Below are 14,492 nucleotides of genomic sequence, written 5' to 3' on the forward strand. Positions count from 1 at the left end.
CGCTAAAAAAGGGCAACCCGTCTAAATAGACAGGGTTGCCCTTTTTTGAACCGTTTATTATATGGAAGTTCAATAACTTTTATGCAACATGACATGATGTTCAGCCACTTCTCGTCCATTTACCAACAAGACGACACGATGCTCCCCTGGATAATGCCGACGGGTCGTCAAATCTGACCAGTCGTGCACTCTGGTCGCTGCAAGTCGCGCACCCCCAGCGACGGTTCTATTCGCTAGCAGGAATGCTTTACGACTCGCTTTCCCGTTGGCCTTTATAAACTCAATCGCGTATTCGATACGAATATAAGCAGCATCCCCTGGACGAATGGACACATCGTACTCAATCTCGCACGCCTCCCCTATGCGGATCACGTTCGGATGTATAGAAATCGATGCGTCGACGGTTAAATTTGTTTCCTGCGTATAACCGAATATCGTTAACGCGTCAGGATGGGCTGACTTGATCAGTGTCCGGCATCCGTGCCTAATGATCCAATCGGTATGAGGATGCTCGCCCTGCCATCGTCGCGAGACTGCGAGTACAGCTTCTGGGTGATCTTTCGAGATATCGTTGAGGTTGTTAGCGACACTTTTTCTCACATATAATGATGGATCTTCTTTTAACAACTCTAGGATCTCCAACACTGGAGCTGGGTCTTCTTTGAACATCGGTAACGATTCCGCCCACGGAAGGCGAGGACGACAACCCTCACTCGCCAAACGCCGAACATGTTCGTTCGGATGAATGGCCCAAGCTGTCATTTGGTGCATCACACGCGTTGGATCCCGCAACAAAAAAGGTCTGATGGCGAATTCAGAAGACGACTTCTGCGTGAAGAGTTCGAGCGCTGACATCGAGCGTTCCCAATGCTCTTCTGCCTGTCCATACACCGCTACAAAGTCCGGGAAAAACAAATAAGGAAAGCCGACGCAGTCATCTGCAATTTCAACCAATACGTCCAAAGCTGATTCGTAATCCTGTGGCAAATACTGACCGAGTTTTATCGAAATACGTCGAGTACGCCCTTTGAGTGCCAACGCTTCCCACGATTCATCTATGATTGATGCGATAAAAGCCTGTACGTCAAATGACGGATACACGGTTTGAATACGTCGTCCAAATTCCAACAAAAAGGTCTCATCATACACGTCTTTTAATGGTGTTGCCACTTCTCGTCCCCCTATCCCATTCCATTACATTTATAGTGATATACATTCTCCCTCATTATATTGATTAGTTGAAGCGAATTATAGAAAAAGAGTCCTGAATGAGCACTTCATACGAAGACTCGTTCAGGACTCTGATTTTAAAGGGAATATCCCTTATTAGTCGACTTAGTAGAGCGTCATGTACTGATCGCGTTCCCACTCTGTCACTTGCGTACGGAACATATCCCACTCGATTTCTTTCAACTCGAGGAAGTGCTCACCGATATGTTCACCGAGTGATTCCATGACGACTTTGTCGGTACGGAGTACTTCGAGCGCGTCGAAGAGCGTAGCCGGAAGGTCGTCAATCCCGTTAGCAACACGTTCTGGCTTGTCCATGACGTAGATGTTGCTATCGATCGGCTTCGGAGCCGCCATTTCTTTCTCGATTCCATCAAGACCTGCAGCCAAAAGCGTGGCCAAAGCGAGGTACGGGTTCGCCGCTGGGTCGACCGAACGTACTTCGATACGTGTCGAGAGGCCACGGGCCGCTGGTACACGAACGAGTGGTGAACGGTTGCGCGCGCTCCATGCTACGTAGCAAGGTGCTTCGTAACCAGGAACGAGGCGCTTGTACGAGTTGACAGTCGGGTTACAGACAGCCGTGAACGCACGAGCGTGCTCGAGAATCCCTGCCGTGAAGGCGCGAGCCGTGTCAGAGAGTTCCATTTCGCCGTTTGGATCGTAGAAGACGTTCGTGTCACCTTTGAAGAGCGACATGTTAGCGTGCATCCCTGAACCGTTGACACCGAAGAGTGGCTTCGGCATAAACGTCGCGTGAAGACCGTATTTTGCTGCGATCGTCTTGACGACGAGTTTGAACGTTTGGATGTTATCGGCCGTCGTGACCGCATCTGCGTATTTGAAGTCGATCTCGTGCTGACCTGGTGCGACTTCGTGGTGTGATGCTTCGATTTCGAAGCCCATGTTTTCGAGCTCGATGACGATCTCTTTACGGCAGTTCTCGCCGAGGTCGACCGGTGCCAAGTCGAAGTAACCGCCTTGGTCGTTGAGTTCGAGTGTCGGTTGGCCGTTCAAGTCTTTCTTGAAGAGGAAGAACTCAGGCTCTGGTCCGACGTTGAATGCTGTGAAGCCGAGCTTTTGCATGCGCTCGAGGTTACGCTTCAAATTGCCGCGCGGGTCACCGCTGAACGGTTTGCCGTCCGGCGTATAAATATCACAAATCAAGCGAGCGACTTTACCGCTGCCGTCTGTCCACGGGAAGACAACCCATGTGTCAAGGTCTGGATAGAGGTTCATGTCTGATTCCTCGATGCGTACGAACCCTTCGATTGAAGAGCCATCGAACATCATCTTGTTATCAAGTGCTTTGTCCAATTGGCTGATCGGAACCTCGACGTTTTTGATCGTACCGAGGATATCCGTGAATTGAAGACGAATAAAGCGTACGTCCTCTTCTTGTGCGATGCGTTTGATGTCTTCTTTCGTGAACGTTTTTCTGGCCATGGTGAAATGTCCCCTCTCACATTGTGTAATGGTTAGTGTACTGGCGTCATCGATAAAAACGTGACAGCTCACCTTGAATGAGCGACGTCTTATTGAAACGGCCAGCTTCTTGAAGCTGTGTTTTCAATAATTTGTGTAACTCTTGTTCAGAGATCTTCGGTGCTTCATCGACCGGTGCCTTTGGTGATTCCGCATCTTTGGCGTCCGTGTTGTCGAGCATATGACGAATCGCCGCCAAGTTGAAGCCTTGGTCGATAAAATCCTTGATCGTGAGTAGACGTTCGACATCATTAAAGGAATAGAGCCGTCGTTTCGATTCCGTCCGACTAGGCGAAATTAGACCCTGTTCTTCATAGTACCGAATCTGTCTACCTGTCAGCTGTGTCAAATCTTGAACGATTCCAATCGGAAACAACGGGTTGGAGCGACGAAATTGATCGGCCATCTCTTACCCCTCCTTTTCTGTCTCACACTGTGAGAATAATACATGACAACTTACCTGTCAATAGATGTTAAGAAAGTTAACATGACATTTCGGTTACAACTTCTGTGAGATATTGTCACGGTCAAATGTGACGAGCTCTTTCGTCCGCAATTGGCTCAAGGCGAGCATGAGCGCGACCTTGACGTGGGCGTAAGTCAATCCGCCTTGGACGTATGCCGTGTATGGAGCCCGGAGCGGTCCATCGGCCGACAGTTCAATCGATGATCCTTGAATGAACGTCCCGGCCGCCATGATGACGTCATCCTCATAGCCCGGCATATAGGCTGGTACCGGCAACGCGTGGGCATTGACCGGTGACGCCATTTGGATGCTCTGACAGAAGGCGATCATCTTGTCACGGTCGCGGAACGTCACCGATTGAATCAAATCGGTCCGGGGCGTCGTATAATGCGGGTCGGTCTCGAAACCGAGCAATCCGAGCAGGCTCGCCGTCAAGTGTGCCCCTTTCAACGCTTGGGCGACCGTATGTGGCGCCATGTAAAACCCTTGGTACATCTCTTGGAGCGAGTAGAGTGACGGACCGGCCTCGCTCCCGATGCCTGGCGTCGTCATGCGGAACGAACAGCGTTCGACGAGTTCTTTCGTCCCGGCGATATAGCCGCCCGTCTTCGCCAAGCCGCCACCCGGGTTCTTGATGAGCGAGCCGGCCATGAGATCGGCCCCGACGTGGGTCGGTTCGATCGTCTCGACGAACTCGCCGTAGCAGTTGTCGACGAAGATGAAGACGTGCGGATGTGCCGCTTTGATCTTCCTGATCGCCTCACCGATTTCTTGGACCGGGATGCTGCGACGATTGGCGTAACCTTTCGAGCGCTGGATGCCGACGAGCTTTGTCTCAGGACGAATCCGTCCGATGACGGTCTCGACGTCGATTCGGTCCTCTTTCAGCTCGACCGTGTCGTAGCCGACACCGAGCTCTTTGAGCGACCCACGGCCGTCTCCCCGAATCCCGACGATCTCTTCGAGCGTATCGTACGGCTTGCCGGTGATATAGAGCAGCTCATCTCCTGGCAACAACACACCGAACAAGGCGATCCCGATGGCGTGTGTCCCGGAGATGATTTGCGGACGGCATAGGGCGAGGTCCGCCCCGAACACGTCGGCGTAGATCGATTCGAGCGTGTCGCGCCCGATATCGTCATAGCCGTACCCGGTCGTCGGATTGAAATGGAAATCCGACACTTTGTGTTTCTTGAACGACTCGAGGACACGGTATTGGTTGAACTCCGCCGTCGCCTCGATCGTTTCAAAATATGGTTTTACCCGTTCTTCCGCCTCGGTCACGAACGGGGCCAATTCATCATAGTACGCAATCTTTTCTTGCCACATCATTGTTTCACACCTCAAATTGTTTCAGCGTCGCATATAGACGCGTGTCTTCTCTCATATATCCGACGAGTTCGACCGAACCGTCATCGAGGAACTTCTCCTCGAGACGATACATCGAATCTTTGGCCGGATGGTAATGCTCGAACGAGCGGACCGGCAAGACGACGTGTACTTTCGTCAACACATCCGCAATCTTATCTTCGATCGCGCCGATGAGCGTCTCGATATCGGTCGAATCGAGCGCCGAGATGACGAGCGGTCCGCCGACGAAGTCTCCCGTCAACCGATCTTTCTTATTGTATACCTCGAGCTGCGGCAACTCACTCGCACCGAGTTCCGACAATACCGAATTCGTCGTATCGATTTGGTTCATGTAATGCGGATTCGATGCGTCGATGACGTGCAAGACGAGATCGGCCCCGAGCACTTCCTCGAGCGTCGAGCGGAACGCGGCGACGAGTTTCGTCGGCAAGTCACGAATAAATCCGACCGTGTCCGTGATCAGCACTTTACCGCCCCGCGGCAACTCGAGCTCGCGCGTGAGCGGGTCGAGCGTCGCGAACAGTTCGTCCTGTTCGTACGTATCCGCATCCGTCAAGCGGTTAAAGATTGTCGACTTCCCGGCGTTCGTGTAACCGACGAGCGCGACTTGGAACACACGGTTTTCTTTCCGACGCTCCCGGTAACGGTCACGGTGCGCGACCGTGCCTTCGAGATTTTTCTTGATTTCATCGATGCGGCGCTTGATGTGACGACGGTCGGACTCGAGTTTCGTCTCACCCGGTCCCCGAGTCCCGATTCCGCCACCGAGACGTGACAACTGCGTGCCTTGTCCGATCAAACGTGGAAGCAGGTAGTTCATCTGAGCGAGCTCGACTTGGAGCTTCCCTTCTTTCGATTGGGCCCGTCCGGCAAAGATGTCTAAAATCAATTGCGTCCGGTCAATCAGTTTCATCTCGTCCGGGTCGTTCAGCGAGATGCGGATATTCTTCGATTGGGCCGGCGACAGCTCGGCGTTGAAGATGACGATGTCCGGCTCGAACTGTTCGATGAGCACCGCGAGCTCCTCGACTTTCCCTTTTCCGATGAATGTGCGGCGGTCGACTTGTTGCCGTTTCTGATCGAGACGGGCGACGACCTCACCTCGTGCCGTATCGACCAATTCGACAAGTTCCCCCATCGATTGTTCATATGTCCAATCGTCGACGGTCGGTAATTGACACCCGACGATAATGACTTTCTCTCGTTGCATAAAAATCCCTCATTCCTATAAGTCTCATCCTCCATCTTACCACGAAACGACGAATGGAGAACGTCCGTTTGTGGTACGATATGAGGAGAAGGAGGAACGTCCATGACGAAACGTAGAAAAGAGTATCCATTGCCTGAATATATCGAGGCGTACTTGTTCCATCTCGGCGCGAGCGGCCGTCAACCGTCGACGCTGAAACGCTATCGGTACGATTTGATCGATGTGCACAAATACTTTCATGACCATAACGTCGAGCTCGATGCCCCGGAGGCGTGGCTCGCCGTCCCGCTCGAATCGTGGAAGACGTTCGTCAACGACTTCCTCATCGAGGAGAAGCAATATCAACAGGCGACGGTCGCCCGGATTGTCACCGTCATCAATAGCCTGACCGTCTTCTTGAACCCGCTCCGTAAGAAGATGCTGACGTATGCGCAACCGGCCCACACGCTCACCGTCGACCAGATCGCCTTGCCCGCTGAGTTCAACAAGCTCGTCCGAACGATCCGCTCAACAAGCGGTCTGAGCGAGAATCAGCTTCAGGCGCATCCATACCTCGTCAACCGAAACGAGTTGATCGTCACTCTGTTCTATAAGTACGGTCTCCGGGTCCACCATATCATCCGTCTCCGGATGAACGACCTGCACCTCGCGAGCCACGAGTTCGACGTCTATGACCGGCTCGGCAACCGGTTCACGTTGAAACTTAGTCCAGAGGACCAGGCACTTCTCATGAACTATTTGGCCGACATCCCGACGCCGGTCCGTCCGCGCTGGTACTCGGATGATCCTGTATTTGTCTCTTTCGATTTCGCCCGAATGACATTCCGCTGGGTGTATGCGAAGAACCAGCCGAAACAGTTGACGATCGTCATGATCACGAAGATGATGCGCCAATTGAACGAACGGAGCGGTCTCACCCGCTCGGTCACACCATCGATGCTCCGCAATGCCCACGTCTTGAAGACGTACGCGACCGACATGACGTCACTCGAGCGGATGAACGTGACATGTATGCATAAAGAGTCATCACTCCGGCGCTACGAACAGGCGTACGCGGAGTTCGGTAGCGAACTCTACGGCGAACAAATCCCAAACGAAAACCCCGCCTTGTAACAGGACGGGGTTTTGTATGTTAATGGGCCCATTCATTTCGCAACAGCCCGTACACGACGTGGTCGACGTAGCGGTCATAGAGCCACTCCGCATTCCGGAGCACCCCTTCTTCGAGGAAGCCGAATCGCTCGGGTAGCGCCCGGCTCTTCACGTTCCCAGTTGCGACCCGAATCTCGATTTTATCGAGTTTCAAATCACGGAACCCATAATCGATGACTGTCTCGAGCGCTTGACTCATGATGCCCTTGCCTTGAAAGTCTTGGCCGAGCCAATAGCCGACCGTCCCGCATTTGATGCCCCGGTCGATGTCATTGAAGCCGATCGTCCCGGCGAGCTCGTCCTGATACACAATCGCGAACGATTTCGGATAGCCGCCCGTCTCCATCAATCCCTTGATTCGTCCTTCGATGTTTTGCCGCGAATCTTCGACCGTCTCGGTGTAATCGAGCCACCCGAGCCACTCGCGAAGGTATGGCTTCGATGCCATCGTCAATTGGAACAACGCCTCCGCGTCGTCAATGGTGAACATTCGTAGTTGAAGCTGATCATTGATGTCATAGCGTAACATGTCATTTCCCCCGTTAAGTTACCAATTATTGTGTTCTTCATCATTTCATCGTAAACTATTTGTAAATAATTTGAAAGCGGTGAAAGTATGTAATTCGATCTCATGTCATCCACCCAAAATTGAATAGTTCCGGAGGAGAGTCATGATGAAGTCGTTTTACATGCTGCTGGTCAGTCAATGGCTGGCCAATATCGGCGACGTGCTTTATATCGTCGCCTTAATCGCTTTGTTATATCAACAGACCGGTTCCGCCCTGGCTGCGGCCAGTTTCCCGATTGCCGTCACGCTCGGCATGACCGTGAGCGGTCTGTTCTTTGCCCGCGTCTTGTCTCGGTTCACCCTCGGTCAGACGTTGCTCGTCACACAACTGTTGAAGACAGTCTTGCTCGGGGCCGTCATTTGGCCGGAGTCGATTCTCGTCCTCGGCCTCGTCGTGCTCATCGCCTTCTTGGATGGGTTCGCCCGTCCGGTCCAGGCGTCGTTCATCCCCAGGCTGACAACGAATCGCCAACAAGCGAACAGTCTCGTCCAAGGGTCGAACCAGTTCATTCAGCTGGCGATGTGGCCTCTCGGCACGATGGTCGTCGCTTCCTTCTCAAGCGAGCTCGCTCTGATGATCGCGTTGATGTTGTTCATGCTCTCGACGCTCGTCACGCTTCGCTTCGTCCGTTCACTCGACCGCGACGTGACGGTAGAAGATGGCGAATCAGACATATCGCTTAAGGACAGCCTCGCCTTCGTGCTCACTGCTCCTTTCGCCAGGTTAATCACGGTGTTCGTCACGTTCGAGTCGTTCGTCAGCACACTCTGGATCTCGGCGCTCTTGCTCGTCTATCTGGAACGCCACCTCCACATCGATACGGGCTGGTGGGGAACGATGAACGCGAGCTTCTTGATTAGCATGATTCTGGCCAGCGCTTACCTGTATCGCGCAAAGCGCAACAGCTCGCTCGCCGTCAGCTCCATCTTGTCTGTCTTAGCGGCCCTATTGTTCGGCATGACATCTCATATCGCGTTCGCGCTCATCGCGCTCGCGGTTCAAGGATACGCCACCCAGCTCCGCATCATCCAGACGAACACGGTGCTCCAAGAAATGACAGCTGCCTCGCAACTTCCGTACGTGTATAGCGTCCAACAGACGGCCTACACCCTCGCCTTCAGCATCGGCAGCCTGACGTTCGGACTACTCGCGGACGGATTGCCGATTGCCATCGTCTATTTGATTGGCGCAGCGTTGACCGTTCCGCTCGTCTGGCTCGGTCGACAAATCGATTTAACGGACGATGTGATTCAATCTGCATAACAAGACGGCGCCTTCTCGGTCAGAGAGGGCGCCTGTTTGCTGATATGAGTGCTTCATACGATTACTCGTAGTAATGCTTCCCGCCAAAATAGATGGTCGGGCTGCCGCGACGGATGCATTTCAATCCGATCGCCACCTCGACAATCGGTTCCGACATCGTGATGATTTCGAGGACCGTGTCCAATCCGTATATCCGATAGTGACAAAATGTAACGACGTCCGGTTTGATGTACTCCCACAATTGGAAACGTGTTTCTTGGAGTTGCTCGAGATAGCCTGATCTCATGTAACGAATGATTTGATGTCCTTCAAACTGGTCATGAGGCGTGATCACCACGCCATCGGCATACGATTCATCGATGACTTCCAAGTAGATAATCTCTTCAAAGCGGAGCTTCACGTTCACCATCTCGCTTTGTGGAGGAATCCCATTCGCCTCGAGCCGCTCGCGGAAGGAGGCGTTCCGTTTCCTAGGGTGGTCGGAGAGCTGTAGATTGAACGTCAGAGTCTTAGGTCCGAGGTCATAATTGAAAGCAAATACGTGCATCATCCCGTCATACAAGAATAAATCTTCAAATTTCATTGGAAATCACTTTTCCCGGAAGTTTATACTGAAACGCACCGTACCCATCCCCTTGCATCAAATCGCCTCCGATAAACAATGAGACGGTTTCTGCCTCGGTCGGGATGAGGAATCGAATGCCTTTCCACTCTTCATATTGGTTTACTATTGACACAAGCTGATGCAAAGCATGTTCTGAAAGTTGTGATACGTCACATCTCACCTTATATGTCTTCGACCACATCCATTTCCCGATGTGTTCTATCGAATGGTCACATCCCGTCCGTTTCGCCCAGATTTCAAAACCGGACAAAAATTCATTCTTTGATGAAACGATATGAAATGATTGAGCGCCAAGCGTGACCAATAAATAAGTGATAAATGATGTAGGTTCTTTCAACTTCGGTAAATAAAACTCTCTCCATTGGCTGTCCCACAAATTGTCCCCCGAAAAATCATAGAGTGATTCCATTTGTGCAGAGAATGAATCTGGATAATGAAATGTCTGACTGTGTGCTAATAAAAAATCGAGGAAAGAAACATCGTGTCCGGCTAGCTCGATGGACACAACTTTTTCTGTATATAATTTGCGATGATACGAATTATACAAAAAGACTAATTTTTCATTCGAATAGATGCCAATCGGTAACGTCAAATCGATCCATCGAAGCTGAAGTAATTCTTGCTTCGTCACATGTAAGTTCAGTTCGGAATAATCTGTCACACGGTAAGAATCATTCAGCAGACAATCAGACCAAATCGTTTTGATTTGAAACAAATCAATCGTCTGGAACGTCTGCTCGTGTAGCTGCTGAACATTAACCTCTTCAAAGTTCATCGTACATTCCCCTTTCTCTAAATGAATTATAAATAGATAACGAAAATATCTTATACTGATAAAAACTGCTGAAATGGAGTGAAGAATCATGGCTAACTTCTCAACTGGAGACAGAAACGAGTTATTCGCTATTCTCGAAGCACGTTTTCACACCCACATGGAACGACATCCCAATGTCGTCTGGTCAGACGTGTTCACGAAACTGGAGACGGATTCGAACAAGCTCATCATACTCTCTGAAATGGAGCGGACCGGCGGCGAACCTGATGTGATTCGACTTCCGAATGGCGCCTTAGCTTTTTGCGACTGCTCACCTGAAAGTCCGAGCGGCCGACGCAGCTTATGCTATGACGATGCGGCGTTAGCCGCACGAAAGAAAAACAAACCGAATGGGAGTGCCGTCGCATCAGCTGAGAAGATGGGAATCGAGCTACTCGACGAAGCAACGTATCGCCATCTGCAGACGCTCGGCTCATTTGACTTGAAAACGTCGAGCTGGATTGCCACACCGGAAGCGATTCGTCAAAAAGGTGGCGCCTTATTCTGCGACCGGCGCTACGACCAGATCTTCGTCTATCATAATGGTGCCGATTCGTATTATGCGGCCCGAGGATTCCGCGGAATGTTCATCCTCTAAGCAGGGCCACGTGCCTTGCTTTTTTTATGTGAAGAGCCAATTGACGACGATGGGGACATACTTGACGAAAAATAGACTCACCGGGACGACGGCAAATGCTCTTAACACCCACATATACCATCCGTTATATTTTCGAGTGAAAAAGATCAACGCACTATATGTGACTGCATTCCCAGTAACATCTGGTTCTTCCATCCCTTGCGCAATAATTTCTTTCCATCCTGGGAGTGGACCCGGCGCAAACGAGGCCGCAAAGTCCGGCGTGATATCGTACTTCAATCGCACATACCAGGCGATTATATACACCGCTATGAAAAGCAGTGACCACAGCGTCAGAGCAATATTAAGTAACAGCCCTTTCCAACTCTCACTCCGAAAATAAAACACACCAATTAAAATCAACACGCTAAAGATGACGTTGATAATGAATGGGGGTGAAATCGTCAGGATAGAAAATGTTTCGGCGGACATGATTGTTCCGACCGCTAAATTCGTGTTTTGCTCCATCACCACGTTCTCACTTCATGCACGTGCGGTAATAGCTCATCATACAATTCAACGTATAGTCCCATCCCGATCCCCATGCCAATCCCGAGGAGCAACAGAAGTGCTCCTATGTGCTTTGTCGTCATGCAGACGATGATGACATGAAGCACGAGCGTACCAATAATGCTGTCCACAGTCGTACTATCCCCTGATACAACTCGTTTCGGCTTGATCAACAAATACATGCCGGCGGTTGATAAAATGATACCTAGACAGGCGCTTAAAAATAGAACAGTCGCTAACATCTTTCTTTTAAACTCCTTTATGTATGAAAATACGGTATGTGAAATAAGAAATATCTAAAAACTATGAGTTACCTGTTCAAATTTTAGAGCCTGCCTTCCTATATGTCTACCAAAAATTTCAAATGAATGAACGGATGGGCATGATGGTTTATCTCACGACCACATCGCCCCAATAAAAAAACTGCAGACGATTTGTCTGCAGTTCAATCTTACGCATGGAGTGTGACGTTCAATTCTTCGGCGACCGCCTTGAAGGCAGCGAGCGCACGTTCGAGGTCGTCACGGGTATGTTCCGCCGTCACGATCGTCCGAATCCGGGCCTTGCCTTTCTCGACCGTCGGGAAGGCGATGCTCTGTGCGAACACGCCGTGGTCTTTCAGCTTGTCCGAGAACGTGTGTGCGAGCGTCTCTTCACCGAGCATGACCGGCGTGATCGGCGTCGTCGCATGCCCGATATCGAAGCCGAGGTCGCGCAGTCCTGTTTTGAAGAACTCGGTGTTCGCCCATAACTTGTCGAACAATTCCTCTTCTTCCTTCATGACAAGGATTGCTTCACGGTTTGCCGCAACGACCGCTGGCGGGTGTGACGTCGAGAACAAGAACGGACGTCCTTTTTGAATCAAGAAGTCACGCACGTCGTTCGAGCAGGCGACGTATCCGCCGAGGACGCCGATCGCTTTTGAGAGCGTCCCGACTTGGAGCGCGACCCGTCCGTCGAGACCGAAGTGGTTGACCGTACCGCGACCATTCTTCCCGAGCACGCCCGAAGCGTGGGCGTCGTCGACCATGACCGCCGCGTCATACTTCTCGGCGAGCTCGACGATTTCCGGGAGCGGCGCGATATTGCCGTCCATCGAGAAGACGCCGTCCGTGACGATGAGACGTGTCCGGTAATCTTGCGTCTCTTTCAAGGCCGCTTCTAAGTCCTCGAGATCGACGTGTTTATAGATGCGGCGGGCCGCTTTCGTCAACCGGATGCCGTCGATGATCGAAGCGTGGTTGAGCGCGTCGCTGATGACGACGTCTTCTGGGCCGAGTAGCGCCGACAAGACGCCGAGGTTCGTCGCGAAGCCCGACTGGAACACGAGCGCCGCTTCCGTATGCTTGAACTCGGCGAGCTCGCGTTCGAACGCCTCATGCATCTCGAACGTCCCGGCGATCGTCCGCACCGACCCAGTGCCGGCACCGAACTGTTCGACCGCTTCGATTGCCGCTTGCTTCAAGCGCGGATGGTTGGCGAGACCGAGATAGTTGTTCGACGATAGCTGGACGAGCGACTTGCCACCGATCGTGACCTCGTTCCCTTGTGCTGATTCGAGCGGCACGAGCGAGCGGAACGTGCCCGCTTGTTTCATTTCATTGACTGCTTCTGTAATATGTTCAAATGCCATATTGATTCCCCCTGTTTATGGTAATAAGACGACCTTTCCACATTTCCCGGCCCGCATGAGCTCGAAACCTTGCTCGAACTCCTCGAGCTTGAACACATGCGTGATAATCGGTTCGACGTTCAGCTGACCCGTCGCGAGAAGCGTCGACACTTGGCCCCACGTCTCATACATCTTGCGTCCGGTGATGCCTTGGACGCGTACCCCTTTAAAGACGACGTCACGTGTCAGGTCGATCGCGACCGGTTTGGCCGGGAGTGACAACACGTTGACATCGCCGCCGGCCGTGACCATCTTGAACGCCTGGTCGATGGCGACCGGATGCCCGCTCATCTCACAAACGACATCGATGCCGTTCCCGTCCGTCTGATCCATGATCAGCTCGAGCGGATTTTGCTCAAGGCTATTGATGACGATGTCCGCCCCCATGTCTTCGGCGAGCTTCAACCGATACGGGTTGACATCGATCGCATAGACCCGGCTCGCGCCCGCTGCTTTGGCGACACCGACGGCCATGAGCCCGATCGGTCCACAACCGACGATGGCGACCGACTTGGCCGACACGTCACTGGCGAGCACCGTATGGACAGCGTTACCGAGCGGTTCTTGAATCGACGCGAGCTTCGACGGCATCGACTCGGGATTGACCCACAAGTTCTCTTCCGGCATGACGACGTACTCGGCGAAACAGCCTTGCGTGTCGACACCGATGATTTTCGTGTTCTTACAGATGTGATATTGCCCGCGCAAACATTGTTTGCATTGATGACAAACGATATGCGTCTCGGCCGATACGGTCTGTCCGATTTGGATGCGTTTCGTACCTTCCCCGAGCGCCACGACTTCCCCCGCGAACTCGTGACCGAACACGTATGGCGGTTTGACTCGGCTCTTCGCCCAGTCGTCCCACTCATAGATGTGGACATCGGTCCCGCAAATCGATGTCGCCTTCACTTTGATCAACACTTGCCCGGCTCCTGGTGTCGGGATTGGCACTTCGACCAACTTCGCCCCGAATCCGGCCGTATGTTTTTGAATCGCTTTCATCACAGGTGTCGTTGCTTCCTTCTCTGTCATAGACACGAGCTGTTCCATTGAAAACGTCCCCCTCTTCATCTCTTGATCGAACTTCACGTTCCCTTTCATCTTGTCATAAAATGACGAACCTGAGAAGATAGAACGTCATATTTTCAGACAAAAAAGAGAAGCCATCCGCGCCGATGGCTTCTCTTACAAGAATAGGACCTATGTCCCGACCGCAAGCTCATCGTGGTTCGATGATGAGCTTGATTGCCGTTCGTTCTTCTCCGTCAATCATAATATCGGTGAACGCAGGAATGCAAATCAAATCCAGTCCGCTCGGCGCGACGAAACCACGCGCAATCGCGACCGCTTTAATGGATTGATTGAGCGCCCCGGCGCCGATTGCTTGAATCTCACACGTTCCTTTTTCACGAAGTACGCCAGCGAGTGCACCCGCCACGGAGTTAGGATTCGATTTTGCCGAAACTTTGAGTACGTCCATTCTTG

The 14,492-nt window shown here is 51.9% G+C and carries 16 protein-coding genes; 3 read left to right on the plus strand and 13 right to left on the minus strand.

Annotation, left to right across the window (positions count from 1 at the left end):
• Positions 1 to 69: 69 nt before the first annotated feature.
• The 5 genes from AC13H5_RS08540 to hflX form a co-directional block, all read right to left on the minus strand.
• Positions 70 to 1,170 (minus strand): DNA alkylation repair protein, encoded by a 1,101-nt coding sequence (locus tag AC13H5_RS08540; RefSeq protein WP_483545606.1) that lies wholly within the window; start codon positions 1,168 to 1,170, stop codon positions 70 to 72.
• 165 nt (positions 1,171 to 1,335) lie between these two features.
• Complete coding sequence (gene glnA / locus AC13H5_RS08545; RefSeq protein ID WP_034777799.1) at positions 1,336 to 2,676, minus strand: type I glutamate--ammonia ligase; 1,341 nt, start codon at positions 2,674 to 2,676, stop codon at positions 1,336 to 1,338.
• Between the two features lie 46 nt (positions 2,677 to 2,722).
• Entirely contained in the window at positions 2,723 to 3,121 is a 399-nt protein-coding gene (locus AC13H5_RS08550; RefSeq protein ID WP_021067593.1) for a MerR family transcriptional regulator, read from the minus strand.
• A 93-nt stretch (positions 3,122 to 3,214) separates the two neighbouring features.
• Positions 3,215 to 4,510: a methionine gamma-lyase family protein gene (locus AC13H5_RS08555; protein ID WP_138860295.1), complete on the minus strand. Its 1,296-nt coding sequence runs from the start codon at positions 4,508 to 4,510 to the stop codon at positions 3,215 to 3,217.
• Positions 4,511 to 4,517: 7 nt separating this feature from the next.
• A complete protein-coding gene (gene hflX, locus AC13H5_RS08560) occupies positions 4,518 to 5,762 on the minus strand; it encodes a GTPase HflX (RefSeq protein WP_483545607.1) in 1,245 nt (414 codons plus the stop codon).
• Positions 5,763 to 5,864: 102 nt separating this feature from the next.
• On the opposite strand from hflX, the gene AC13H5_RS08565 reads away from it, so the two are divergent.
• Positions 5,865 to 6,875 (plus strand): site-specific integrase, encoded by a 1,011-nt coding sequence (locus AC13H5_RS08565; RefSeq protein ID WP_214711301.1) that lies wholly within the window; start codon positions 5,865 to 5,867, stop codon positions 6,873 to 6,875.
• 19 nt (positions 6,876 to 6,894) lie between these two features.
• On the opposite strand, the gene AC13H5_RS08570 is transcribed toward AC13H5_RS08565, so the two are convergent.
• Positions 6,895 to 7,443 (minus strand): GNAT family N-acetyltransferase, encoded by a 549-nt coding sequence (locus tag AC13H5_RS08570; RefSeq protein WP_483545608.1) that lies wholly within the window; start codon positions 7,441 to 7,443, stop codon positions 6,895 to 6,897.
• 142 nt (positions 7,444 to 7,585) lie between these two features.
• Between AC13H5_RS08570 and AC13H5_RS08575 the strand changes: the two genes are divergently transcribed.
• Positions 7,586 to 8,746, plus strand: coding sequence for an MFS transporter (locus AC13H5_RS08575; RefSeq protein ID WP_483545609.1), 1,161 nt, complete (start codon positions 7,586 to 7,588; stop codon positions 8,744 to 8,746).
• Positions 8,747 to 8,807: 61 nt separating this feature from the next.
• On the opposite strand, the gene AC13H5_RS08580 is transcribed toward AC13H5_RS08575, so the two are convergent.
• Positions 8,808 to 9,329: a hypothetical protein gene (locus tag AC13H5_RS08580; RefSeq protein ID WP_483545610.1), complete on the minus strand. Its 522-nt coding sequence runs from the start codon at positions 9,327 to 9,329 to the stop codon at positions 8,808 to 8,810.
• Positions 9,319 to 10,146 (minus strand): hypothetical protein, encoded by an 828-nt coding sequence (locus AC13H5_RS08585; protein ID WP_483545611.1) that lies wholly within the window; start codon positions 10,144 to 10,146, stop codon positions 9,319 to 9,321. The genes AC13H5_RS08580 and AC13H5_RS08585 overlap by 11 nt, the downstream gene beginning before the upstream one ends.
• 88 nt (positions 10,147 to 10,234) lie before the next feature.
• On the opposite strand from AC13H5_RS08585, the gene AC13H5_RS08590 reads away from it, so the two are divergent.
• Positions 10,235 to 10,783, plus strand: a complete 549-nt coding sequence (locus AC13H5_RS08590) for a DUF4256 domain-containing protein (protein WP_483545612.1) — start codon at positions 10,235 to 10,237, stop codon at positions 10,781 to 10,783.
• Positions 10,784 to 10,807: 24 nt separating this feature from the next.
• Here AC13H5_RS08590 and AC13H5_RS08595 read toward each other — a convergent pair whose 3' ends face one another.
• From AC13H5_RS08595 to AC13H5_RS08615, 5 genes are all read right to left on the minus strand, one after another.
• Positions 10,808 to 11,290: a hypothetical protein gene (locus AC13H5_RS08595; RefSeq protein WP_483545613.1), complete on the minus strand. Its 483-nt coding sequence runs from the start codon at positions 11,288 to 11,290 to the stop codon at positions 10,808 to 10,810.
• Entirely contained in the window at positions 11,290 to 11,463 is a 174-nt protein-coding gene (locus AC13H5_RS08600) for a hypothetical protein (RefSeq protein ID WP_483545614.1), read from the minus strand. The genes AC13H5_RS08595 and AC13H5_RS08600 overlap by 1 nt, the downstream gene beginning before the upstream one ends.
• 320 nt (positions 11,464 to 11,783) lie before the next feature.
• The gene (locus tag AC13H5_RS08605; RefSeq protein ID WP_483545615.1) at positions 11,784 to 12,965 is read right to left on the minus strand and encodes a glycine C-acetyltransferase; all 1,182 of its coding nucleotides are present in this window, start codon (positions 12,963 to 12,965) and stop codon (positions 11,784 to 11,786) included.
• A gap of 15 nt (positions 12,966 to 12,980) precedes the next feature.
• Complete coding sequence (gene tdh / locus AC13H5_RS08610; RefSeq protein WP_483545616.1) at positions 12,981 to 14,057, minus strand: L-threonine 3-dehydrogenase; 1,077 nt, start codon at positions 14,055 to 14,057, stop codon at positions 12,981 to 12,983.
• Between the two features lie 169 nt (positions 14,058 to 14,226).
• A complete protein-coding gene (locus AC13H5_RS08615) occupies positions 14,227 to 14,487 on the minus strand; it encodes a stage V sporulation protein S (protein ID WP_012726477.1) in 261 nt (86 codons plus the stop codon).
• Between the last annotated feature and the right edge of the window lie 5 nt (positions 14,488 to 14,492).

It is taken from the genome of Exiguobacterium sp. FD-YE-25-4 (assembly GCF_057004685.1).